The 24181-nt window shown below is 57.0% G+C and carries 24 protein-coding genes; 8 read left to right on the forward strand and 16 right to left on the reverse strand.

What is annotated here, in order from left to right; genetic code table 11:
* Positions 1-132: 132 nt before the first annotated feature.
* The gene (locus N879_RS00355; RefSeq protein WP_021446486.1) at positions 133-1074 is read left to right on the forward strand and encodes a LysR family transcriptional regulator; all 942 of its coding nucleotides are present in this window, start codon (positions 133-135) and stop codon (positions 1072-1074) included.
* The gene (locus N879_RS00360) at positions 1071-1829 is read left to right on the forward strand and encodes a LamB/YcsF family protein (protein ID WP_009458868.1); all 759 of its coding nucleotides are present in this window, start codon (positions 1071-1073) and stop codon (positions 1827-1829) included. The genes N879_RS00355 and N879_RS00360 overlap by 4 nt, the downstream gene beginning before the upstream one ends.
* Here the strand turns inward: N879_RS00360 and N879_RS00365 are convergent, their stop codons facing one another.
* The 3 genes from N879_RS00365 to N879_RS00375 form a co-directional block, all read right to left on the reverse strand.
* A complete protein-coding gene (locus N879_RS00365) occupies positions 1830-2018 on the reverse strand; it encodes a DUF3008 family protein (RefSeq protein WP_009458869.1) in 189 nt (62 codons plus the stop codon).
* 120 nt (positions 2019-2138) lie between these two features.
* A complete protein-coding gene (locus N879_RS00370; protein WP_051359096.1) occupies positions 2139-3341 on the reverse strand; it encodes a benzoate/H(+) symporter BenE family transporter in 1203 nt (400 codons plus the stop codon).
* A gap of 28 nt (positions 3342-3369) precedes the next feature.
* Positions 3370-4134 (reverse strand): AraC family transcriptional regulator, encoded by a 765-nt coding sequence (locus N879_RS00375; protein WP_009458871.1) that lies wholly within the window; start codon positions 4132-4134, stop codon positions 3370-3372.
* A gap of 96 nt (positions 4135-4230) precedes the next feature.
* On the opposite strand from N879_RS00375, the gene N879_RS00380 reads away from it, so the two are divergent.
* Positions 4231-5427: an MFS transporter gene (locus N879_RS00380; protein ID WP_031231938.1), complete on the forward strand. Its 1197-nt coding sequence runs from the start codon at positions 4231-4233 to the stop codon at positions 5425-5427.
* Positions 5428-5639: 212 nt separating this feature from the next.
* Here N879_RS00380 and N879_RS00385 read toward each other — a convergent pair whose 3' ends face one another.
* Positions 5640-6812: an MFS transporter gene (locus tag N879_RS00385; RefSeq protein ID WP_009458878.1), complete on the reverse strand. Its 1173-nt coding sequence runs from the start codon at positions 6810-6812 to the stop codon at positions 5640-5642.
* Between the two features lie 1189 nt (positions 6813-8001).
* Between N879_RS00385 and N879_RS00390 the strand changes: the two genes are divergently transcribed.
* Positions 8002-8790 (forward strand): deaminated glutathione amidase, encoded by a 789-nt coding sequence (locus N879_RS00390; protein ID WP_021446487.1) that lies wholly within the window; start codon positions 8002-8004, stop codon positions 8788-8790.
* 11 nt (positions 8791-8801) lie between these two features.
* Here the strand turns inward: N879_RS00390 and alkB are convergent, their stop codons facing one another.
* Positions 8802-9449, reverse strand: coding sequence for a DNA oxidative demethylase AlkB (gene alkB / locus N879_RS00395; RefSeq protein WP_009458884.1), 648 nt, complete (start codon positions 9447-9449; stop codon positions 8802-8804).
* A gap of 79 nt (positions 9450-9528) precedes the next feature.
* On the opposite strand from alkB, the gene N879_RS00400 reads away from it, so the two are divergent.
* Entirely contained in the window at positions 9529-10395 is an 867-nt protein-coding gene (locus N879_RS00400) for a pirin family protein (protein WP_009458886.1), read from the forward strand.
* 6 nt (positions 10396-10401) lie between these two features.
* On the opposite strand, the gene N879_RS00405 is transcribed toward N879_RS00400, so the two are convergent.
* The 4 genes from N879_RS00405 to N879_RS00420 all read right to left on the reverse strand — a co-directional run bounded on the left by N879_RS00405 (position 10402) and on the right by N879_RS00420 (position 12910).
* Positions 10402-10893, reverse strand: coding sequence for an OsmC family protein (locus tag N879_RS00405; protein ID WP_009458887.1), 492 nt, complete (start codon positions 10891-10893; stop codon positions 10402-10404).
* 316 nt (positions 10894-11209) lie between these two features.
* Positions 11210-11917, reverse strand: coding sequence for a glutathione binding-like protein (locus N879_RS00410; RefSeq protein WP_009458889.1), 708 nt, complete (start codon positions 11915-11917; stop codon positions 11210-11212).
* Between the two features lie 99 nt (positions 11918-12016).
* Positions 12017-12241, reverse strand: a complete 225-nt coding sequence (locus N879_RS00415; RefSeq protein WP_003799391.1) for a DUF3820 family protein — start codon at positions 12239-12241, stop codon at positions 12017-12019.
* A 6-nt stretch (positions 12242-12247) separates the two neighbouring features.
* Entirely contained in the window at positions 12248-12910 is a 663-nt protein-coding gene (locus tag N879_RS00420; protein WP_009458892.1) for a dienelactone hydrolase family protein, read from the reverse strand.
* Between the two features lie 146 nt (positions 12911-13056).
* Here N879_RS00420 and N879_RS00425 point away from each other — a divergent pair, with 146 nt between their 5' ends.
* Positions 13057-13299: a hypothetical protein gene (locus tag N879_RS00425; RefSeq protein ID WP_021446488.1), complete on the forward strand. Its 243-nt coding sequence runs from the start codon at positions 13057-13059 to the stop codon at positions 13297-13299.
* Between the two features lie 100 nt (positions 13300-13399).
* On the opposite strand, the gene N879_RS00430 is transcribed toward N879_RS00425, so the two are convergent.
* The 6 genes from N879_RS00430 to N879_RS00455 all read right to left on the reverse strand — a co-directional run bounded on the left by N879_RS00430 (position 13400) and on the right by N879_RS00455 (position 20203).
* Entirely contained in the window at positions 13400-13942 is a 543-nt protein-coding gene (locus tag N879_RS00430; protein ID WP_021446489.1) for a GNAT family N-acetyltransferase, read from the reverse strand.
* Between the two features lie 325 nt (positions 13943-14267).
* Complete coding sequence (locus N879_RS00435) at positions 14268-15398, reverse strand: TIGR03364 family FAD-dependent oxidoreductase (protein ID WP_021446490.1); 1131 nt, start codon at positions 15396-15398, stop codon at positions 14268-14270.
* Positions 15398-16417, reverse strand: coding sequence for a putative 2-aminoethylphosphonate ABC transporter substrate-binding protein (locus N879_RS00440; protein ID WP_009458898.1), 1020 nt, complete (start codon positions 16415-16417; stop codon positions 15398-15400). The genes N879_RS00435 and N879_RS00440 overlap by 1 nt, the downstream gene beginning before the upstream one ends.
* Before the next feature lie 37 nt (positions 16418-16454).
* Positions 16455-17285: a phosphonoacetaldehyde hydrolase gene (phnX, locus tag N879_RS00445; RefSeq protein WP_009458900.1), complete on the reverse strand. Its 831-nt coding sequence runs from the start codon at positions 17283-17285 to the stop codon at positions 16455-16457.
* A 46-nt stretch (positions 17286-17331) separates the two neighbouring features.
* Positions 17332-19140: a putative 2-aminoethylphosphonate ABC transporter permease subunit gene (locus N879_RS00450; protein WP_021446491.1), complete on the reverse strand. Its 1809-nt coding sequence runs from the start codon at positions 19138-19140 to the stop codon at positions 17332-17334.
* Positions 19127-20203 carry a putative 2-aminoethylphosphonate ABC transporter ATP-binding protein gene (locus N879_RS00455; RefSeq protein ID WP_009458905.1) on the reverse strand — a complete coding sequence of 359 codons (1077 nt, stop codon included), beginning with the start codon at positions 20201-20203 and terminating at the stop codon, positions 19127-19129. Before N879_RS00455 ends, N879_RS00450 begins: the two co-directional genes overlap by 14 nt.
* A 140-nt stretch (positions 20204-20343) precedes the next feature.
* Between N879_RS00455 and N879_RS00460 the strand changes: the two genes are divergently transcribed.
* A complete protein-coding gene (locus N879_RS00460; protein ID WP_009458907.1) occupies positions 20344-21219 on the forward strand; it encodes a LysR substrate-binding domain-containing protein in 876 nt (291 codons plus the stop codon).
* 8 nt (positions 21220-21227) lie between these two features.
* On the opposite strand, the gene N879_RS00465 is transcribed toward N879_RS00460, so the two are convergent.
* Positions 21228-23261 (reverse strand): DUF4139 domain-containing protein, encoded by a 2034-nt coding sequence (locus N879_RS00465; RefSeq protein WP_009458909.1) that lies wholly within the window; start codon positions 23259-23261, stop codon positions 21228-21230.
* 224 nt (positions 23262-23485) lie between these two features.
* Here N879_RS00465 and N879_RS00470 point away from each other — a divergent pair, with 224 nt between their 5' ends.
* Complete coding sequence (locus N879_RS00470) at positions 23486-24166, forward strand: prepilin peptidase (protein ID WP_321387000.1); 681 nt, start codon at positions 23486-23488, stop codon at positions 24164-24166.
* Positions 24167-24181 lie beyond the last annotated feature (15 nt).

The following is a 24181-nucleotide window of genomic DNA, read 5'->3' on the forward strand; positions in this document are numbered from 1 at the left end:
ACTGGTTTTTTACGGATCGAAGATAGCATTTGCTTAGGATGCGAACATTTGCTTGGAATGATGTTCACTATATAGGCGTATGAGTGTCTACACCGATCAACGAGGCGGGCCAGCGCTTGTATTATTTAAACCATGCCAAAATTACGAGAACAACTAGACCTGCATTTGCTGCGGGTATTGCAGTCGCTGCTCAAAGAGCACAGCGTCTCGCGTACGGCTATCCGCTTGGGTATGTCCCAGCCAGCCGTTAGCAATGCCTTGCGGCGCTTGCGCGAAATCACGGGCGATCCGATTTTGTTGCGCGGTAAAAAGGGAATGGTGCCTACCGAGCGCGGCCCCTTTTTGCTGGCACATGCCACGGAAGCTCTGCAAGCTATCGAGCGAATTTCTGCCGCGGCAGAGCCTATGGATCCCAGTCAGTCTACCCGCGTTTTCAATCTGGGCGCGCCGGATTATCTGGACGGCGCTTTTATCCCGGATATTGCGGAGCGGGTGCGTCGTCAGGCGCCGCAGGCCCGGCTGGTGGTCCATACCATCAACCCGGATCTGGATTACGTGCAGGCCCTGGAAGAGGGCGAGCTGGACGTGGTGATCGGCAACTGGCTCGAGCCCCCTGAAAAGCTGCACCTGGCGCGTCTGTTTGATGACGAGGTGGTCTGTATGCTGGGCCGCCATCATCCCTTGGCGCAGCGTGGTCTGTCCTTGCAGCACTATCTGGACATGCCGCATCTGGCCCCTTCGGCCCACGTGACGGACAAGCGCGGCTTTATTGACGGTTGCCTGGCCGAGCAGGGCATCAGCCGTCACGTACAGATGGTCGTGCCGTATTTCGGCCTGGTTCCGGGGATTTTGAGTCGCACAGATATGGTGTTCACCACGAACCGCCAGTTTGCCGAGTACTATGCCCGCATTCTGCCAATTACCGTGTTGCCTTGTCCGGTTCATTTTCCGCTGATGCGTTTTTACCAGCTGTGGCATCCGCGCACGCATAATGCGGCAGAACTGCTGTGGTTCAGGCGTTGCATTGCCCAGGCCGCAGGCAGATTGGATGGATTATCAGAGGGAACTCCATGAGCTTGAGTATTGATTTGAATTGCGACATGGGCGAGAGCTTTGGCCCCTGGGTCATGGGCCATGACGAGCAGGTGATTCCGTGGGTGACGTCGGTAAATATTGCCTGTGGCTTTCATGCCGGAGATCCGGGCACCATGCGTCAGACGGTGGCCCTGGCCCTAAAGCATGGTGTGAAGCTGGGCGCACATCCCGGCCTGCCGGATCTGGCTGGTTTTGGTCGCCGGGTGATGGCGGTTACCCCCGAGCAGGTGTATGACATGGTGGTGGTGCAGGTGGGAGCCCTGGCTGCCGTTGCACGCACCCAAGGTGCTGCTTTGCATCACGTCAAGGCACATGGTGCTCTTTACAATATGGCCGCCCGTGATGGGGCCTTGGCAAAAGCCATTGCCCAAGCTGTGGCCGATATTGATCGCAGCCTGATTCTGTATGCGCTGGCAGGCAGTGTGCAAGTGCAGGCCGGTCGTGATGCGGGTTTGACGGTGGCTCAAGAGGTGTTTGCCGATCGCAGCTATCAGGACGATGGCAGCCTGACCCCTCGTCAGCAAGCTGGCGCCATGATTACCAATGCCGATCAGTCCGTACAGCAAGTGATGCAGATGATAGAGCAAGGCACCGTTACCAGTCTGTCGGGTAAAACGGTGCCTTTGTCTGCTGATACCTTGTGCCTGCATGGGGATCAGGCGGGGGCGGCCGAATTTGCGCAGCGTTTGCATCAAGCCTTCGAGCAAAGCGGCGTGCGCGTTCAGGCTGTCTGATTACTCCTTGTGTTCAGGCAGGTTGCGGCGCGCGGTATCGGTGCTGGCCAGTTCTTCCAGCTCCTTGGTACTCATGGTGTTGTACATTTCCAGCGATGCCCCTTTCAGACTGGCTACCGGAGTTTCTCCGCGTTTGGCGGACAAGGCTGCACCGGCAGCTTTTTGTTGGGCTTGAGATAAAGCAGGCATGAAGCACCTCCGTTAAAGAAAAGTGGTCACGCCTTTAGTGTGCCAAATGAAAAAGACGGCAAAGCAAGCAAATGTGAGGCTTGTTTGCCGTCTTGAACAGACGCCGGGGGGATGACCGGATCAGGATACTTTTCGTTTCTGAATCAGATACATAGCCATACCAAAAACCAGACCCCAGAAGGCGCTGCCGATATTGAGCAGACTCATGCCTGACGCAGTGGTCAGAAAGGTGACCAGGGCGGCGTCACGGGTGTCTGGGGCTTCCAGCGCCATGTGGATGCTATTGCCTATGGTACCCAGCAAGGCCAGACCGGCAATGGCCGCAATCAGTTCGGTTGGGAAGGCGGCAAACAGGCTGACCACGGTGGCACCAAAGATACCGGCGGCAAAATAGAAAATCCCGGCCCAGACACTGGCGCGATAACGCTGACGCGGGTCCGCATCCACTTCGGGAGTCATGCACAGGGCGGCGCTAATGGCGGCCAGATTGTAGGCGTAGCCACCGAAGGGGCCAAAGATCAGGCCCACAATCCCGGTCCAGCTAATGACGGTGGAGTTGGGCGCATCGTAGTTATGCGCCTTCAATACAGCCACGCCCGGAATGTTCTGCGAGCTCATGGTGACGATGAAAAAGGGAATGCCCACACCAATGAGTGCCGTCCAGGAAAACTCGGGCCAGACCAGCACCGGCGTGGCGGGAGTCCAGCTCAGAATTTCCATTTTCAGCAAACCTTGCAGGGCAGCAATCGTGACACCGGCCACCAATGCCAGCGGCACGGCGTAGCGAGGCGACCATTGGCGCACCACCAGAAACACAATGAACATGCTCAGGCACAGCAGCCATTGGGTTTGCATGGCACCAAACAGGTCCAGGCCAAAGCGCAGCAAGATGCCGCCCAGCATGGCACCGGCAATGCTGCGCGGCATGTACTGCATCAACTTCTGAAAGCTGCCGCTAAGACCGCAAATGGTGGTCAGCAGGGACGAAAACAGGAAAATGCCCACGGCCTGGGACATGGGCAGGCCCACCAGACCCGTGGCCAGCAGCGCTGCGCCAGGTGTGGACCAGGCAGTCAGAATTGGAATCTTGTAGCGCAGCGACAGACCTGCCGACAGCAGGCCCAGACCAATACCCAAAGACCACATCCAGGAGCCCAGCTCGGCGGTGTTGGCACCGGCCGCTTGAGCGGCCTGAAAAACAATGGCAGCAGAACTTGTGTAGCCCACCAGCACGGCAATCAGCCCCGCCGACATGTGAGAAATCTGGAACCAACTCAACAAGCGCTGCAGATATCCGGGGCGGGACAGGTGTGTGGAAGACATGGATGCGTGTGGTGAGGGTAGTAGGGACTTAAGAAGAATGGGTTTGGCTCAAGTAACGGCTGGGGGTTTCGCCCAAAATAGATTTGAAAACGGTAATAAAGGCACTGATCGAGGTGTAACCCAATTCCCTGGCCGTGCTCTTTACGGACATTCCCGAACCCAGTTTTTGCAGGGCCAGCATAATCATGAATTGTTGCCGCCAGCGCCCGAAGCTCATCCCTGTGTGTTTTAGCATATGTCGGGCCAGGGTGCGCTCACTCATGGCCAGTTCTTTTGCCCAGTCGGCCATCGTAGGGCGCGAGTCGGGCTGTTGCAGCATATGTTGCGCAATCGTCTGCAAAACTTTGTCCTCGGGCACCGGTACATGCAGCTGCCGGGTGGGCATTTGATTCAAGGTTTCCAGCAGCACCAGTGCCAGACGGTGCGTCTGGCTGCCCGGCTCGTAATGGGGATTCAGATCACTTAAATGAATGATCATCTCGCGCACCATGGGGCTCAGGTCCAGGGTGCTGCAGTGATCGGGCAGTTCATCCAGGCCGGGCTGTATGTACAGGAAATGAATCAGGGCCTGATCGTCGGCGCGGGCACGGTGACGGATACCCACCGGCACCCAGACGGCGCACAGCGGCGGCACCATCCAGTAGCCCTGGTCGGTTTGCAGGGTGACGGAGCCATATTGCGTCATGATCAGCTGTCCATTGGGATGGGTATGCAATGGATTTTCAGTATTGCTGCCCATCGCCATCTTGATGCTGAAAATAGGCCCGCCCTGCGGATTGGAGCTAAAACTCATGCTTTGTCTGGTTTGAGGTATAAGTTGTCATAATATCCTGTTTGCGTCGGCATCGAAACAGGATAGAGTAGGGTTTTCACCTACTGGCTACATTCCATGTCCCTCTCTCGACTCTCCTGGCTCTCTCACCCCTTACTGGTGTTGATTGGCGTCTTGCTGATTGCCGGCAATCTGCGAGCCCCGATCACGGGTATCGCCCCCTTGCTGGAGCTGATCCAGGCAGATCTGTCTCTGTCGTCCACGCAGGCTGGCTTGCTGACCGCCATGCCCTTGTTCATTTTTGCGGTGATCTCCCTGCTGGCCGCCTCCATGGCGCGGGTGGTGGGCTTGTCCCGTTCCTTGTTTATTGCTTCCGTACTGATTGCGGTAGGTGTGGTGGTACGTATCCTGGGCGGCACGATAGAGCTGTTTGCCGGTATCGGTTTGCTGGCTATCGGGATTGCCTTGGGTAATGTACTGTTGCCTTCTCTGGTGAAACGCCATTTCCCCATGCGTATCAGTTTTGTGACGTCGCTGTACGTTTTGTTCATGGGTCTGGTCGCGGCGTTCAACTCCGCGATGGCGGTCCCGATGGCGGAGTGGACAGGCCAAAGCTGGCGCTGGTCGTCCCTGATGGTGGTCGGTGTGATGGCATTGGCTAGCGTAGTTGTATGGGCTACCCAGTTGGGAGCGGATCGACGTGCGGCACAAAATACGCCCACTGGCGCGGCAACCAGTTCTTCGGTGTGGCGTTTACCCCTGGCCTGGCATATCACCCTGTACATGGGTTTGAACTCGGTGGCTTACTACATGATTGCCAGCTGGTTGCCTGTGATGCTGGTGAACTATGGCTTTGAGCCGGATCATGCGGGCCAGATTCATGGTTTGATGCAGTTAGCTACCGCCGTACCGGCCTTGCTGCTGATGCCCGTGTTGAGCCGTGTGCACGACCAGCGTGGGGTGGCCTTGGCGGGTGCCTTGTTGCAGACCCTGACCTTTGTGGGCTTTCTGGTCTTGCCGTCCTGGTCCTTGCTGTGGGCGGTGCTGTTTGGCTTTGGTAGTGGCAGTGTTTTCCTGATTGCCTTGGCCTTGATTGGGGTACGTTCTACGTCTACTTCGCAGGCGGCGTCCCTGTCGGGTATGGCGCAGTGCATGGGCTATTTGCTGGCCGCGTTTGGGCCTCCCGCCATGGGCGGTTTGCATGACCTTTTCAATAGCTGGGGCTGGGCCTTGGGCTTGTGCATTCTGGTCAGCTTTGGAATGGGCTACGCCGGTTGGTTGGCGGCTCGCCCCGCAGCTGCAAGCAAAGCCTGAGCTGAATTGCTGAAAGCCAGGTAGTCGGACCTCCGAGAGAGGGCCAAACAAAAGCGGCCTGTAATTGAAATACCCTTAGGGGCATCCAATTACAGGCCGTTTTGTTTTTTTGGTTACTGGCAGAGTTCAGTTTTGCAAAGGCTATTCCTGTGTTCAGCTTCTGTCGCCTACGACAAAATTGCCTGCTCCGAGTCACCCGCTCTGAGGTCTGACTATTCTTTAATGCGCAGCGAAATAGTGTGCAAGGCCAGGCCACCCAAGGCCAGCAAGGCACCTACCCAGGCGGTCGAAGTCCAGCCCCAGCCAGCGGCAATCGTCAAACCACCCAACCATGCACCTAGCGCATTGGCCATATTGAAAGCCGAGTGATTCAGCGCAGCCGCCAGTGTTTGGGCATCACCTGCCACGTCCATCAGGCGAATCTGCAAAGCGGGGCCCAAGGCCACCAGGGTGCCAATCAGCATGATGTTCAAGGGGCCAAGGATTGGATGGTGGGCCGTGATCATGAACAGCAAGAGCACGCCGGTAGCCCAGATCAGAACCAGGCGAATGCTGCGATCCAGGTAGCGGTCCGCATAGCGGGCGCCCAGTAAATTGCCCAGCACCATGCCAACGCCAAACAAGGCCAGCACGACAGGGATGGCGCTGACCGACAGGCCCGCCAGTTCCATCAAGGTGGATTTTACGTAGCTGAACACCGAGAACATGCCACCAAAACCAATTGCGCCTATGCCCAGCGTCAACCAGACTTGCTTGCGCTTCAGGGCCCCCAGTTCGCGCAAGGGGCTGGCCAGCGTGTTGGCGGGAATGAAAGGCACAAAGCGTAGTACCAGTCCCATGGTCAGCAAGGCGATCAGGCTGACGAAGGTAAAGGCCGCCTGCCAGCTCAGCCATTGTCCCAAGGTGGTGGCAATGGGCACACCCAATAAGGTAGCGACTGTCAGACCCAGCATGACGTAGGCCACGGCCTGTGCGCGGCGATGCGGCGGCACCAGGCGAGCGGCTACCAGGGCGGCAACACCAAAGTAGGTGCCATGCGGAAAGCCGGCCAGAAAGCGGGTGATCAACACGGTTTCATAGCTGGGGGCGATCACGGTCAGGAAATTGCCCACGGCATAAGCGCCCATCAAGGCTATTAACAGACGGCGCCAGGGCCAGCGTGCGCCCAGTACGGCCAGTACCGGAGCGCCAATCACCACGCCTAAAGCGTAAGCGCTGATCAAGTGGCCCGCGGTGGGAATATCGATACCCAGATCCTGGGCCACATCGGGTAGCAAACCCATGATGACAAATTCGCCGGTGCCGATGGAAAAACCACCCACAGCCAAGGCCAGAATGGCCAGTAAAACCTGGCGGGGGGATAAGGAAGAGTGCGAAGAAGACAAGATAAACGCCTGAGAATCAAGAAGGGCAGTGTGTCCAACCCGTAAGAGGCCTTATTGTCGCGCAGTCATGGGGCAAGGCTCAAGATTTCTAAGGACGGAATAGGGTCATGTAACTGTAGGGAATTGAAGATCTTTTTAAGTTTTTAATTCTTATTACGTCCTAGCACAAATTAATTTATCAAGCTATAGCGTCAGCCCTAAACAACGTATGCAGATTTTTTTTAGTTTTTTATATAGAATCACGGTATTGGGTGTTTTGTATCCAATTATTTTCCTGTGGTAGCTTTCCCCTGATTTTGCAAGAAATCGGGGGTTTTTTTTATTCTGATTATTTTGGATTTCAATCATTAGTGCATTGAAAGTCCAATGCCAAAGCTGCTTGTCAGCTTGACAGGCGGGCATGTCGGACGAAGTGGCGTCGCAAGGATAATTCATGAATGGGCCAGTGCTGGTTTGCACTTGGCCCATTATTTTTAGCTCGATTTTATCCGGATTTGATTCATTTTTATTTAATCGCGTTTTATCGATTCTAATTATGTCCGGTCATATTTGGGTTGGAGATTTTCCCTCGAAAATTCTGGATGGGTGCAGAGATGCTTGCCAGAGTTAAGAACGTCTTTTTGTGCCGTCTATGAGATTTTGTCCGGCTTAATAAAAGAATCAATTTTGCCGATTTGCATAATGTTTATGGTATTGCAAATATAAGAGTTATTTATATCTCATTATCATATATCTGCTGATTAAAGCCGAGCTTGAGAACTGAGCTCAATTGAGTTTCACGCTTATGAAGATAAATGGAATTGAACTGTACGGACGAAATAGAGCGTTCAAATTGATCGTGTTGATGTTTGGGTTTGTCACTATGCGCACGACACTTTGTTTCAGGGCCTGATCGCTTAATTGACCTGCTAGCTGAGTAGAAATATTCTTTGATATGACCCGAATGTTTAGTGTGGTTAAACGCATTCAGGGTATTGACCTGATAAAAATTTATTTTTAATTGCAGTTTGTGTCCGAATTTTTACATGACGGGAAGTGGAAAAATATGACGCTGATCTGTTGGGGCTGAACGACGGGGATGGTTTGACATTTGACCATCTGGTGTTCAGTTTTTCTCCCTTGTTCGTTGGCTGGTCTGGGCGGGCGGCTGCGTTAGAATCACTTAGGCAGCACCGTAAAGGAGGTGGTCATGAAAGTTGCATTGGGCCAGATGGCCGTATCCAAAGATTCGCAGGAAAACCTGAGCGCTTGCCTGGGTTTGATCGAACAAGCCTTGCGCTCCGGCGCGCAGTTACTGGTTTTGCCTGAAGGTGTGCTGGCCAGAAATGTGGCCGACCCTGAAGTGGTCCTGAAATCCGCACAAGCCCTGGATGGGGAGTTTGTCAGCCAACTGAGCGCTGCCACCCGTGATACTGATTTAACCGTGGTGTTCTGCATTCATACCCCGGCCGGAGAAGGCAAGGTTTGGAACACCTTGGTGGTGCTGCGCGATGGCCAGGTTCTGGCGCATTACAACAAGCTTCATTTGTACGATGCCTTCTCGGTACAAGAATCACGCTATGTACAGCCAGGTACAGAAATCCCCGCCTTGATTGATGTGGCCGGTTTCAAAGTAGGTTTGATGACTTGCTACGACCTGCGCTTTCCTGAGCTGGCCCGACGCTTGTGCGTGGACGGGGCACAAGTCTTGCTGGCGCCGTCGGCCTGGCTGAAAGGTCCCTTGAAGGAACACCACTGGCGTGTGCTGACGACGGCTCGCGCTTTGGAAAATACGGCCTATATGGTGGCCGTCGGTGAGTGTGGTGAACGCAATATTGGCCAAAGTCTGGTGGTGGATCCCTTGGGTGTGATCGTGGCCCAGGCGGCAGAAACTCCCACACTGCTTTTGGTTGATCTGGATCGGGAGCGTTTGGCTTATGCCCGTCGCATTTTGCCCGTACTGGAAAACCGTCGCTTTGCTCCGCCCGAACTGGGCTGAACTAGCGGGGTTCAGCCTGCTTTTCTGAATGTCAGATTGACCCGGCCTGTGCCCCATACCGGATGGGCCGGGCCCTCCAGTCTGCGTACCCCATGGAAATTCAATCTGGATGGCCCCCACCAGACCAGCACATCACCATCGCGCAGTCGCAGGGTACGCACCGGGTCGCTGCGTTTTGCGCCGCCCCATAAAAACAAGGCCTCACGTCCCAGGGAGACCGAGACAATCGGGTGCTGCAAGTTGCGCTCGTTTCTATCCTGATGCAAGGACATATGCGCCTGCTCGTCGTAGTAATTGATCAGACAGGTATCGGGTTGAAAAGGGCCCTGGCCCGACTCCTGGGCAATGCGCGTTAATAGTTCCTTGAATACGGCAGGCATGGCGGGCCAGGCCAAACCGCTTTGCGGGTCCGTGGGACTGTAACGGTAGCCGTGTTCGTCCGATATCCATCCCAGGTCGCCACAACTGCTTTGTGCGGCCGACATACGATGCCCTGAGGGAACCTGCATATGCCGCCAAGGAGCGCTGTGCACCAGTTCTTGAACCGCCTGTGCCAAGCTGGCGGCATAGGGCAGGGCCAGCCCCGGAAGGGCGATCAGGCCGGTATCCAGAGTCAGGACGTTGCCGGGAACGGGATCAAACAGGGAGAGCGTGGACATGCGCGATAGGGCGAATAAAGCAGTGACCAGAGTATAGTAATCGGGATTGTATTTTTGCGACTTCCCAGTAGAGGTGTCTATGGTCGAGCTGCTGATTCCACAACGTCAACACAGCATTGGTGCATTTGAAGTGGGGCGCGTTCTGCCCTTTCGCCAACGGCGTATGGTGGGGCCTTTTATCTTCTTTGATCGTATGGGGCCACAAGAGCTGACGGCACCTGTAGGAACAGAGAACGATGTGCTGCCACACCCGCATATTGGCCTGTCTACCGTCACCTATTTATTTGAAGGTGCCATGACACACCGTGACAGCCTGGGCGTGGAACAAGAGATTACGCCCGGCGCCTTGAACTGGATGACCGCTGGTTCAGGCATCAGCCATTCCGAGCGCTTTGAGCCCATGCGTACCCAAGGTGGCCGTATGGATGGCATTCAGGCCTGGGTGGCTTTGCCGGAACATAAAGAAGAGCAAAACCCGGATTTTGTGCATTACGAGGCCGAACAACTGCCTTTGATTCAGGACACGGGCCTGGAAGGTCGCCTGATAGCCGGATCGGCGTTGGGCCTGTGCAGCCCTGCCAGTGTGGCCTCACCCTTGTTCTATATGGAACTACGCGTACAAGCGGGCCAGTCTGTCCCCTTGCCAACCGGCCATGAAGAGCGCGCCATTTATATCTGTACGGGCGCGCTGGAGGTAGACGCTCAACGCTATCGCGCCGGTCAGATGCTGGTCTTTGCCAAAGGCGACAGCCCTCGCATCCTTGCCGAGCAAAACAGCCATTTGATGCTGCTGGGCGGCGAGCCCCTGGGACCACGCCATATCTGGTGGAACTTTGTGTCCTCGCGCAAGGACCGTATCGAGCAGGCCAAGGATGATTGGCTCAATGGTCGCATCAGTCTGCCACCACTGGACGATGAGCAGTTCATCCCTTTACCTGCGGTGTAATGCTCTTTACGTCGATGGTGGAGGTGTTTGACCTTGCACGTGGACCGTGACCTCATGGTGAATCGGAGTGTTGATGGAGCGGGCAATAAAGCAGTATTCACTTACGCGATCGTGAAGCGATTTGGACAAGGCAAGGTCACTGTCCGGTGTGATCGTGACGAAGGGGCGCAAGGTAACACTCTCGAATTGCCCAGCCCCGTTGGCCTCTTCAATCATGATGCCGGTAGGGTGGTCTTCATAGGCCGTGACCACAATGCCGGCTTCTGCCGCTATTCCCAGGTACCAAAGCATATGACACTGAGCAATCGATGCCAGGAAAAGCTGCTCTGGGTTCCAGCGGGCTGGGTCGCCTCGAAAGGCAGGGTCTGAGGAGGCAGCAATGGTCTCCAGGCCAACTGCCATCACGTCGTGGTTACGTGAGTAGGAGCGAAGGGTGCGGGTGCCGCTTCCGGTGTTGCCGGTCCAACTGATCAACAGTTCATAGTGGTGCGTTTTCATAGCTCTGCTCAGGCAAAGTGGCAAGGAGCCACAAGAGTAGCAGCGGGGGGCAATCGTACATACAAAAAAAAGCCCTGGAAAGAATCCAGGGCTTTGAAGGCTTGCTCATCAGGCTGGTGGATTTGCCTGTATCCGCTCTATGAGCAGACTGGTTTTTTGATTGATGAGCAAGCCGGGCAAACGGAATAGTACCGCTTGCGCAGAATGTTTAGGAGGCCAATTGTACGGACTGGCGTCAAGCGAAACAAAAAAGACCAGTTTGATAGCAGGGCTATTTCAAATTGGCTTATAAGCATTGATTGGCGCTGCTTATCCATCAATCACGGGCAGGAATGTTCAAGCCGCGTTGTACTGCCGGGCGGGCCTGAAACTGGGCCAGAACACGGGCCACATTCTTGAACTGCTCGTACTCCACAAGCTCGCCTGCGCCGTAAAAACCGATCAGGTTGGCAATCCAGGGGAACAGGGCAATATCGGCGATGGAGTAGCTGTTGCCCACCATCCAGTCCTTGCCATCCAGATGCTTGTCGATCACGCCCAGCAGGCGCTTGGATTCGTTGACATAGCGGTCGCGGGGGCGCTTGTCTTCAAAGTCCTTGCCAGCAAATTTGTGGAAGAAGCCCAGCTGACCAAACATGGGGCCTACGCCACCCATCTGGAACATCAGCCATTGCAGGGTTTCATAGCGTTGGGCCGGGTCTGCAGAGAGCAACTGGCCGGTTTTTTCTGCCAGGTAGATCAGGATGGCACCGGACTCGAACAAGGCCAGCGGCTTATTGCCGGGGCCATTGGGGTCCAGAATTGCCGGGATCTTGTTGTTGCTGCTGAGCGAAATAAATTCCGGGCTGAGCTGATCGTTGCGCTCAAAGCTGACCAGATGTGGCTCGTAAGGCAGGCCAATTTCTTCCAGCATGATGGATACCTTGACCCCATTTGGAGTGGGCAAGGAATACAGTTGCAGGCGTTCGGGGTGCTGGGCCGGCCATTTGCCGGTGATGGGGAATGCGGAGAGATCGATTGTCATGACGTCCTTCACAATGGGGTGTAGAGGAATTCTTGATAGTAGCAAGCTGTACGGTGACGTACCGTCGCAGCCCGCTCCCCAGTAAGGTATTTGTTCCTCTTAGCGGCTGCGCGGGCGCAAGGGGTCCAGCAAGGATTTCAGGCCATTGTGATCCAGCTCGTGCATCAGGGCCAGTAGCTGCCCTAGCCGCCCGGAAGGAAAGCCTTCACGGGCAAACCAGTTCAGATAATGTCCCGGCAGGTCGGCCAGCAAGCGACCTTTGTATTTGCCGTAAGGCATGGTGGTATTTAACAGGGCAAGCAGGTCGTCGCTGGATTCAAGCATGGGGGCTTAACGCAGATGGTCGGCAAAGAAAGCTAGTGTACGTTCCTGAGCCAGTTTGTAGGACGCTTCGTGAAAATCGGGGCGATGATCGCAGCCAAAACCATGCCCGGCAGGTTCGTACACGTAAATGGCCACATCCTTTTGCGCGTCTTTAATGGTCTGAATGGCGCTGGCAGGGATGGAGTGATCCTGGGCACCAAAATGCATTTGAACTGGAATCCCGGGCTGTTCCTGGGCGTTCTGGGCAATTTGCGAACCATACCAGCAACTGGCGGCTTTCAGGCCTTGCAAGCGGCAGGCGGCCAGCCAGCTCAAGGAGCCACCCCAGCAATAGCCGACAATACCAATCTTGCGCGAACCCAAGGCGTCCACGCAGGCCTGAATATCCAGCAGGGTCTTATCAAGCGCAATGCCGTTGCGCAGTGCCAGACCTGCTTGCACGTCCTCGGCGGTATAGCCCAGCTCTACATTTTTCTCTTGCCGGTCGAACAGGGCGGGAGACAGGACACGGTAGCCTTGCTCGGCAAAGCGTTCGCAGGTGTTGCGTATGTGTTGATTGACACCAAAAATTTCCTGCAACACGATCAAGCCGCGTTCGGCCTGTTCATCGCCTGCGACATAGGCTTCGAAACGGTGCTGGTCTGCGCTGGTCAAGCTAAGCGTACTCATGGCGTGTCCTTTAGCTGTAAAACAATAATTCTCTCTTATAACAGTCGCCCGTACTGGGAGGCCAGCCTCAGGACGTTTACAATCCACCCAGAACGGCGGGGGTGTCTGGCTCTCGCCCAAGCCCCTCCTACTTCAATGGAATAATGATGCGTGACGTGCTAATGGACAGTCTGTTCTGGACGATTGTGATGCCCTGGTTCTTGTTTTTAGGGCTATTTCTTGTTCCCAAGAAACCTTCCTGGTTGCGAAACTACGCCTTTCCCGGCGTGTTTGTTGCCGTAGGTTTGGGTCTGGTGGCTGGGGTGGCAGTCGGTGTGGGCATTTTCAGCATCGTGCTGGGCCTGATCGCCTTTGCCGTGTGCTACGAAAAGCCGAAAGCCAGCGCCTGAGTCAGGAGCAAACGGTTTGATGAAAAACCATCGCGGCGTGCTGCCTGCGATGGTTTTTTTTGTCGCCGGGCCGCCCCAAGGCGTAGCGTGGAGGGGGGCTTCAGCCGTCGACTGGCTCGGCAGGCGTATCCAGCGTCAGCAAGTAAAAGGCGACATTCAGCCAGCGGCCAAATTTGAACCCCACTTCCTTGAAGGTGCCCGCATGGGTGAAGCCCAGGCTTTGATGCAGATGGATACTGCCCGCATTGCTGGCATCAATACAGCCTACCAGGGTATGCACATTGGCCAGACGGGCACGCGTGATCAGCTCTTGCATCAGAATCTTGCCCAGCCCTTTGCCGCGGTGCTCCGGGTGCACATAGACACTGTGTTCCATGGTGTATTTGTAGGCGGGAAAGGCGCGGAAGGTGCCCCAACTGGCAAAGCCCATCAAGGTTCCTGCATCGTCAATGACGCCGACCACGGGAAAGCCGTTGGCGCGTTTGGTGGCAAACCAGCTCACCATGGCTTCGGGCGGGCGTGGCACATAGTCGTATAGCGCGGTGGAGTTCACGATGGCGTCGTTCAGGATCGCCAAAATAGCGGCTGCATGCTGCTCTTCATTGCAGTCTATAAAACGCAAGCCGCTTTCGCTGTCTTTCATTGATCCTTTCCTGTCAGGGGGAAGACCAGGGCTTCGTCGCCAATCGCGACGAGGTACTTGGCGGTCCGGGTGTATGGATGGCTACAGCTCAAGAGCGCTCGCTCTGGCCTATCGTGTGGCGTATTTTATTCCACTCTATTGGGTTTCTCATGGGAAATTCCCATTAAGAAAATGCCGTGATTTCCCCTGGTTTGAAGCCCTGGATTCTGGCATCCAGACCTACGCCTCAGGAAAAGAAAAACGCGCAGCCTGGGCTGCGCGTTTTTTGCACTCTTGCTGCCTAGGTCAAGGCTGATCTGCTTGCCTACGCACCCATGTCCAGCAATCAATCGTAGCGAGCGGCGATATTGCGTTCACCAATGGCCAGACCCGTGGTCATCCCCAAGCCCGTGTGCATGACCGTCACTTGCGTACTGCCATCGGCCTGCAAGACAGAAAATGGAGCCGGGCCCTTTGCACCGTATACCCCTTGCCAGCGTTGCAGCACCTGCACCGGGCAACCCAGCACGGTTTCTGCCAGAGCCAGCAAGTACTGGTCTGTTTCTTCCTGGTTGAAGGGGCTGGCTTGCTGGCCGTAGTCGTGCGAGTCACCAATAATCAGATCCCCGTCCGGGGTGGGGCTAATCAGCAAATGAATGCCTTGATCCAGCAGGACGCCATGACGTTGCTGTACTTGCTCGCGCAGTGTGTCTGCCAAAGGCAGATCGCTAAAGGCACCATAGTGCAGGCAGGACAAACCTGTCAGCAAAGGTCGGTCCAATGCCCAGCCTGCGTCCTGTGCACGCACTTTCAGCATTTGCAGACGTGTCACCGACGGTTTGACGGTATCGAGCAGTTCGCGATGCAGACTGCTGTAGTCGTGACCGGGGCACACAAAAATGCTGTTGGCGGTGAAGTTGCCCACGCTGCTGTGTACCTGCCCCTCTTGGGCATAGTGCACATGCGCTTGGGTATACACATCCACGCCCATGGCTTGCAGGCTGCTGGTAATGGCGGGCAGGGCGTCGCGCGAGTAGATCTGCAAATCATCCAGACCTTGCAGCGCGCCGTGGTGATGCCCCAGACGGCCTTCAAAGAGTGTCGCCAGTTCCTTGCCGCTGAGCATCTGGCAGGCCACGCCTTCGTCCTTGGCACGGCCTTGGGCAAAGTCTTCCAGCAGTTCCAGTTCCAGGTGATTGCGTGCCAGGACCAGCGAGCCATTGCTGCGCACATGAAAGCCCGCTTGTGCCGCCAGATCCAGCCACAGACCTCGGCTTTGGCGTGCCAGTTCCATCATGATGCCCGGCGCCTGACCGGTCACCAGTACCTGACCAAAATTACGTATGGTGGCGCCTTGGGCTTGGTGGCTGCGCTCGAGCACAGCCACGCTAAGCTTGCGGCGGGCAGCCGCCCAGGCATGTGCCATGCCCAGGATGCCGCCCCCCACCACGATGACATCGTAGTGTTGTGTGCTCATTACTTCTTGGCTTCCGATTTACCGTCGTAACGTTTGGTCCACTCTTCGATGATGCGCTCGCGGTTTTCAGCGGCCCAGACGAAGTTGTTGTCAATCAGACGCTGGTTCAGGTCTGCTGGCAGGTGCGGATTGGCCGTGGCGATAGAAGGGATGGCCAGCACGGCAAAGTTGGTCTTGTACAAGTGGTTGGCTTCTTCGCTGGCGGAAAAGTCAGCCAGTTTCTGCGCGGCTTCCAGGTTCTTGGTGCCTTTCATGATGGCAGCGGCTTCAATTTCCCAGCCCAGGCCTTCTTTGGGGAACACCAGTTCCAGCGGAGCGCCTTCTTCTTTCAGGCGAGCGCCACGGTAGTCAAAGGACACGCCAATCGTGTATTCGCCAGCGGCAGCCATATTGCAAGGCTTGGAGCCGGAGTGGGTGTAGGCGCCGATGTTCTTGTGCAGGCCGTCCATGAAGGCCCAGCCTTTTTCTTCACCAAACAGTTGCAGCCAGGCGCTCACGTCCAGAAAGCCGGTGCCCGAAGAAGCGGGGTTGGGCATGACGATCTTGCCAGCGTACTCGGGCTTGGTCAGATCTTCCCAGGATGTGGGCATGGGCAGCTTGTTCTTTTCCAGCTCAACGGTGTTCACGCACAGGGCGGCGGCAAAACCGTCCATGCCAACCCAGCTGGGTGGGTTGTTTTGATCGCGCATTTTGGCGTCGATCTTGTCCAGACCCTGCGGGGCGTAAGGCTGCAGCATGTTCTGGCTGGCCATCAAGCCCAGCGAGGAGCCGGCCAGACCCCAGACAGCGTCAGCCTTGGGGTTGTTCTTTTCAGCCAGCAGTTTGGCGGTAATGATGCCAGTGGAGTCACGCACCCACTGGATCTTGATATCGGGGTTCTTTTTCTCGAAAGCAGCCTGGTAAGCCTTGAGCTGATCGGCTTCCAGCGCGGTGTAGACGGTCAGGGTCGTAGCGGCTTGAGCCAGGGAAGCGGCGCCCATCAAAGCGGCAGCCAAGGAGCTCAGAACAATGGTTTTCATGGAGAAGTGTCCTTGTGACAGCAAAAGGGGGGTGGGGTTAGAGAGAGTCGCCAGGGCATTCGCCCTGGGCCATCCGCTCGGTGATTTGTTCAACCACGGCAGGCAGTTGGGCAACGGTGTCGATCAGGTAATGCGGTTGGGCATTGGCGAAGGTGGCCGCGGCGCGATCACGCAGGGTTTGGCGGCTTTCTTCGTCCAGAGCCAGAAATTCCAGTTCGGTCAGTCCGGCGGCATTGCCTGACAGCAGCAAACCTACCGTCCACATACCGGCATTGCGGCCTTCTTCAATGCCGACTGGGGTGTCGTCAATCTTCACGCAGGCACCGACATTCTTGATTTCCAGACGAATGACGTTTTCCAGGGCCATGGCAGGCCAGGGGCGTGCTTGCGGGACTTCGTCAAAGGCGACGTGGTAGTCCACCAGTACTTGTTGGCGGTGGGCGTGTTGCAGCAGGTTGTCCAGAACCAGACGCGGGTAGCCGGAGCAGGAGCCGATTTTCAGACCTTGGCGGCGTGCCCAGGACAAGGTTTCGCGGGCACCGGGAATGGCGGCGGAGAACTCGCCCACGCGTTCGTTCTGCATGGGCAGGAAGGTGTTGTAGATACGGTCTACATCGCTGTCATCGGGTTCGCGCTCATGCAGGGCCACAAACTGGGCGCGCACTTCAGGCAACTCCAGCATGGCCTTGATGTGATCCCATTTACCGATGCCCATCGCGCTGCGGGCCTGGTCCAGGTTCAAATTCAGATCAAAGCACTTGAAGGCTTCAACCAGAATCTGGGTGGGAGCAAAGGATCCAAAATCCACCAGTGTGCCGGCCCAGTCAAAAATCAGGGCTTCAAGGCGTGGAGTCTGGTGACTTGGCATATCAAGCGATGTATTCGCGCAAGTTGGGGATGACATTGCGGTCCTATCAGGTTGAGGAAAGAGAAGTAGGAGAGCGCCAGGCCTGGCTGCGGCGCAAGGAAGCGCGGCTCAGAACATGAACCAGGACGCAGACAAAGCCGGAGCTGAGCATGATGACCGTGCACATGGCGGCGGCCGGGCCGATAAAGCCGGCGTCGTCCATATTCATGACCGCTACCGAGGCCAGCACGGTTTGCGGGCTGTACAGAAACACGACGGCAGACACGGTGGTCATGGCCGAGACGAACAGGTAGCGCGCCACCGACAGCAAGGCAGGCAGGCACAGCGGCACGGTGACACCCATCAAGGTGGACAAACGCGGAGCCTTCAGGGAGGCGGCAGCGGCTTCCAGCTCGCCAGGAATGGCTTTCAGGGCCGTCACAAAGTTCAGATGGGCACTGGTGTACAGGTGAATCACCGTACATAGGACCAGCAAGCTCATGGAGCCGTACAGACCGGACAAGGGATTGTTGGGGTGGTTGAAAAAGAAGATGTAGCCCAGGCCCAGCACCAGACCGGGAATGGCCATGGGGGCCAGCGCCAGCATTTGCAGCACGCCGTACAAGCCTTTTTCGGACTGACCACGGGCAGGCAGTTTCTCCAGCACCCAGGCGCCCAGAAAGATCAGGGCCGAACCCAGAATGGCGGTAAACAAGGCCATGGTCAGGCTGTTGCGCCAGGCCAGCCAGCCGCCACCGTCCATATTGTTGAAGTCGTAGGACTTCAGGGACAGGCTCAGGTTGTAAGGCCAGAACTTGATCAGGGAAGCCCAGACCGCCATGCCCACAATGCTCAGAATGGCCAGGGATACCAGTACCAGAACGAGAGTGAAGTAACGGTCGCGCTGACGGTGTGGCAGAGGCGAGTAGGCACTGAGCGAGCCTTGAGCCTGACCGCTGGCACGAGCACGCAGATGACGGTCCAGAAAGAAGGTCAGCACAGCGGGAATCAGCAACAGCACGCCAATGGCCGCGCCTTTGGAAAACTGCAACTGACCGACCACGGCTTTATAGGCTTCCATGGCCAGCACGTTGTAGGAACCGCCCACCACTTTGGGCACACCAAAGTCGGTGACGGTCAGAGTAAAGACCAGGCATGCGGCGGAAAAAACGGCATAGCGGCTGGCGGGCAGGGTTACCGTCAGGAAGCGACGCCAGGAGTTGGCACCCATGGCGCGGGCAGCGTCATACAGACGAGCATCGGCCAGGGCCAGACCGGTACTGAGAATCATCAGGGCGTGGGGGAAGGTGTAGAAGGCTTCGCCCAGCACAATGCCCCAGAAACCATAAATCGTTTCACCGCCCAACCAGTGACGCAGCAAACCTTGATTGCCAAACAGGTAGATCAGGGACAGGCCTGGCATCAGCGATGGGGCCAGCAAGGGCAAAAGGCCCAGCGCACGAAATAGCCCGGCACCGCGTATGCAGCAGCGTTGCAGGGCAAAGGCGAACGCGTAGGCAACGGGGATCACGATCAGCAAGGTGGTCACGCCCACCAGAATGCTGCGGCCCACCATGGGCATGAAGCCCGGGGCGCTGATCACCGACCAGAACTGACCCAAACCCACCAGTTGCCCGTCGCCGTCTTGAATGGCGCGCAGCAAGATGAACAGCATGGGCAGGGCCAGGAACAGGACCAGCAGGGCAAACAGGGCAATCAATAAGGCGCGTCGTGCCGCCGAGCCTATCCAGACAGGCAAAACGGGACGGGTCAGGGGATGGTTCTTCACGCTAGTTTCAGCAACGGGCAGGCCATACAGGCTGGTGGAGCGCAGGGACGCCGCGCCAGGCTGTGGTGTGGAATCAATGGTGGGCATGCAGCGCCTCGCTGGGAAGCTGAATGCGGCAGCGACGTGCGGCCAAGGGGTCGAGCAAGCGATCCCCTTGTTCGGGGTTGACGATGGCCTGGACAGTCAGCCCGTCCATGCCTTCGGGGCGCAGAATCAGCTTGTAGTGACGGCCCAAAAACACGCCGTCCACGATGTCGGCCAAAAAGGTATTGGTCGTGGTGGCCGGGCTGTTGTTATCCAGTACCCGAATGTTTTCAGGGCGGATGAAAAGACGTCCTGCTGCAGTAGGCGCTTCCTGGCCCAAGTCCAGACGAACGCGCTCGACCAGCACCGAGCAATCGTGCAAGGGCGTAAAGGGCAGCCAGTTGGCTTCACCGATAAAGCCCGCCACAAAGGGATCAGAAGGTGCTCGGTACAAAGCCTGGGGACGATCAAATTGCACCAGTCGGCCCTTTTCCATCACGGCGATACGGTCCGCCATGACCATGGCTTCTTCCTGATCGTGCGTCACCATCAAGGTGGTGATGGAGAGTTGCTTTTGCAGCGCACGCAGCTCGATACGCAGCCGCTCGCGCACCTGGGCATCCAGCGCCGACATGGGTTCGTCCAGCAAGAGCAAGGAGGGTGAGGGGGCCAGTGCACGAGCCAGGGCCACACGCTGCTGCTGACCGCCCGACAGTTGTGCCGGGTACTTGTTTTCCGAACCGGACAGGCCGACCAGATCCAGCATCTCGGAGACGCGTTGACGCACTTGGGTGGCCAGGTTCTTGCGGGGCGACAGGCCGTAGGCAATATTCTGGGCCACGGTCAGGTTGGGGAACAGGGCGTAGGACTGAAACAGGATGCCGTAATCACGCTGTTGAGGGGGCAGGTGAGTAATGTCACGGCCCGCCATCACGATGATGCCTTGATCGGCTTGTTGCAGCCCGGCAATGCATCGCAGCAAGGTGGTTTTGCCACAGCCCGAGGGGCCCAGCAAACACACCAGTTCACCGGCTTGTATATCCAGGCTGACCTGGTCCAGGGCAGTAAAGGAGCCGAACTGCTTGTGCAGTCCTTGTATGGTTAAAAATGCGGGCTTGGCGCTCATCCTGGGTTCCGACTTGTCATGAATGTCATGAACGTCAGTATGGGAGTCGGATATGGCGGCACTATGACAGTACAACTAATTTCTGTAATACGAGCATTGGATAATTTGGGCTTTGATTCTTCCCCGAGGAGAGCGGCAGCATGCTGGCTCTGGAACTGAAGTCCTTTCACGCCACGGCTCATTGTGGCTCCATTACCAAGGCTGCCCAGCAATTGGGGATCAGCCAGCCCACCGTGACCTCGCATCTGCGACAGCTGGAAGCCCGCTATGGCGTGGAGCTGTTCTATAGGCAAGGCAAGGGGGTGTACTTAAGCCAGCAAGGGGAACGCCTCTTGCCCCAAGTCGAGCAACTGATGCAGCAAGCTGCCCAGATCGATTTCAGTTTGCGTGATCTGCGCGATCTGAAAAGTGGCATGTTGCGAGTGGGCGCGACCGGGCCGTATTACATCATGGCTGTATTACGGAATTTCCATCAGGCTTATCCCGGCGTGAAGATGCGTTTGAGCATTGATAATTCGCAACGGGTCTTGAGTGCCTTGCATGACTATCAACTTGATGTGATCGCGTCCTCGGCGCTGGTTGATGATCCGCGTCTGGTGCGTCTGCTGCTGGCTTCTGATCCCTTGGTGGCCGTGCTGCGAGTGGATCATCCTTTGGCTAACCGGCAGCGTGTGCGTATTGTGGACCTGTGCCGCCATCCCATTCTGATGCGTGAGCCCGGGTCCATGACACGGGAGCTATGCTATCAAGTGTTCCGGCAGGCGGGGCAGGAGCCGACGCAGTTGCTGGAGATAGGGAGCCGGGAGGCGATAGGGTGGGGAGTGGTGTGCGGCATGGGGGCCAGTTTGCTGCCCTTGCGTGAAGTGCCTGCGCATCCGGACATTATCAGTGTGCCACTCAGTGATGTCTCGGCTCATTTGAGCGAGTTTGTGTATTGCTTGAAAGAACGCGCGCAGGGCCATGCCATACGCGCGTTTCTGGAGCAGGTGCAGGCCGAGCTGCCTGCACCTGCATAAGGCCAGGATCAAGCCAGTTCGGCCAGACCTTTCTCAAAAGCCTGACGGGCCTTCTGTACAGCGTCGCGCTGTTCCTTAACGGCTTTGCGCTGGCTGGCAATCTGGTCTTCCTGCTGGGCCAGTTGCTCGCTGAAACGCTGACCCAAGGTGCTTTGTGCACTGACGGCAGCCAGGTTGGCGCGGATGCGTTCCTGTTCAGCCACGGTTTCGTTCAGGGCCTCAACGGCCTGATTCTGCGCTTGCTGGGCCTGACTCAGCTGACGACGCAGCTCGATCAGCTTGTCCATCCTGGCTTGTTGCGCGCTGTCCTGGCCGTTTCCACGCCACTGCAGCAGCATGTTCTCGTCGATTTCTTCCAGGCGCAATTCCATATGGTCTTGCAGGCTCAGCTGGGCCGTGACGGTGACCGTCTTGCCCTTGGCAACTTTCACTTTCAGGCGGTGCTCCTGGGCGGTATCGCTATCATGGGCGTCGGACTTGAAGGACCAGCCATCCTGACGAGGCAACTGGATCAGCACCGTGCGATCTTCATCGGCCGGAGCCTTGATCTCGTAGCGGAAGTTCTGCAAGCGCGTCCATTCCGAACGGGCAACGCCATCAGTCACACGGGTTTTGCTCAGGCGGTATTCATCCGTTTGCTCTTCGCGGATTTGAACTTTGCTGTCTTGGGCAAAGTAGATCAAACGCTGCTCGCCAGCAGGCAGACCGGCCAGCTCTGCATCACCCACGTGACCGTCCTGTTCATTAAAGACGGTAATAATGCCGGGCGGCAGGCTATTGGCCTGTTCGTTCTTCACCCAAATGGCGGCTGTGGGATAGTCGCCAGCTTGGCCGCTGCGGTAAACCGAGAGGGACTCGGCCTGCAGCGATGTGTCGATAAAGGGCACCGAAACCGTCTGGCCGGTGGGTACGCTTAGCGTTTGTGGCAGGCTAAAGCGCACTTGAGTCTGACCTTCCTGTGCCTGGGTGCTGGCGCCAGCGCCGCCCGAAGCCCACTGTTTGGCCATGTTGCCATCGGCCGCATAGGCGGCGCTTTCCATCATGATGGGAGCGGGTGCGGCTGGAGCCATGCGAGCACGCATGGCCTCACCTGCTGCTTTGCGGGCGTGATTTGCGCTGACAGTAGCCTGGGTGTCAGCTTGTGGCGCGATGGAGCTGCCTACCGCCACCGGCAGTTCAGGGCGCTCGTTCCAGTAACGCTCCAGCAGACGCTGGCGCAGCATCACAGGCGAGCCCGAGCTTAGCGTGACCTTCACATCTTTCCAGTCCTCACCGCTGGTGTTCTCAAAAATGGCCCAGGCCTGCAGGCGGGCTTTGCCGTCCTGCATCATCAGGCGATAGGAGCTTTTCCATACCGGTGCAGGAATCAGGTAGGACAGGCGGGCTGTCTTGGCGTCGGTCTTGTTCAAGACCAGTTGAATATCACGCGACTGCTGATTGCTTTGACCGGCCAGCACTTCGGTGGCCTGCTGCAATTGCTGTTGCAAGGTCTTGTCCAGTACTTCCAGGCTGGTGTCCGGGCCCAATTCCAGGGTCTGGATCTGGCCCTGTTCTGTCAGCACGCTCAAAATGGCCTGGGCGGGATGTTCCTTGGTGGCCGCAGTAGCTTGCACCCCCAGGACGGCACCCCGTACCAGGCGGCCTTGCGAGCTGGCGCTGACTTGCTGGCCGCGCAGCGCTTGTGCCAGGGTGGCGGGCGAGCGCAGGTCTTTGGCCGAGAAGGGCAGGCTGTCAAAGCTTTCTTTCAGTGGGGCCAGACCCGACAAGGTCAGGGAGTCGATGCGGTTCTTGCCATCGACGGCCATCAGGGTTTTCAGAATGTCATCGACCTGGGTCAGGGGCACACGCAACTGAGCGGTACCGGTGTCAGAGACGGGGATTTGTCGCTCGATCTCGGCCATACCGGCACTGGATAAGGTAATGGACTCGATCTGCTGGGCCCAGGCGGTGCTGGCTGCCGAGCCCATCCAGACCAGGAGCAAGGCGCCGGTCAAAAAGCGCAGGCGAGGCGTACGCGCAGCGTGGGGCACAAAGTGGTTCATAGCGCTTCCTTATTCATCCGTAAGCGAAACAAAGGGTTGAAGCGCATTATGCCTAGCCTTGTGGGGCTCTGTCTGTCATTCGGGTAACAAAAAAATGCCACCGTCCGGCTTTCTCTACCTGGGGCAAAAAATACTTACGTCATCAAAAGCGCGCAAGGCTCTGCTAGGATTTGGGCAGCGTAGCTTGTGCCAGCGCGCGTTTATCAATCTGGTGAAGGATCAATATGATGTGGACGTCGTGGGGCAATGCCTGGGCGGGGATGGGAGTTGCTCTGATCTTGGCGGTCTGTTTTTTCTGGCCAGCCCGACACCTGTCCTGGAGCCTGCCTGTAGAGCTGGAGCCTGAGTTGGACGGGCGTTCGCCGCGTGCTCATCGTCAATGGGGATGGGTATGCCAGAGTCTGGCCCTGGTCCTGATGTTGTGGGCCGGTTGGCGCTGGCAGTTGACGCCTGCAGCAGTGGCGGCCTGTGTGTTTATCGCCGGTACTGCTCTCTTGGCCTGGATTGACGCGGAAACCGGCTATCTACCTGATCGTCTCACCTTGCCCTTGCTGTGGCTGGGCTTGCTGGTCAATCTGGATCACACCTTTAGCAGCTTGCCCTTGGCGGTGATTGGCGCGGCATTGGGCTACAGCCTGCTGTGGCTGTTAAACCATGTGTTCTTGTTGCTGACCGGGCGTGCAGGCATGGGCTATGGCGACTTCAAATTACTGGCCGCGTTGGGAGCGTGGCTGGGAGCCACCGCCTTGCCGGGAATTCTTCTGGCGGCATCCGTATTGGGCTTGCTGGCGGCTCTGGTCTTGCGCCTTGGTGGGCGTTTGCAAGCCGGGCAGGCCATTCACTTTGGTCCGTATCTGGTCCTGGGAGGCTGGGTCATGCTGTTTTCCCTGCCGCGCATTTTGTAAAACATGATTCGTTTT

Origin of the sequence: Alcaligenes sp. EGD-AK7 (genome assembly GCF_000465875.3) — a bacterium.
In the GTDB taxonomy this organism is placed as follows: Bacteria; Pseudomonadota; Gammaproteobacteria; order Burkholderiales; family Burkholderiaceae_B; genus Alcaligenes; species Alcaligenes phenolicus.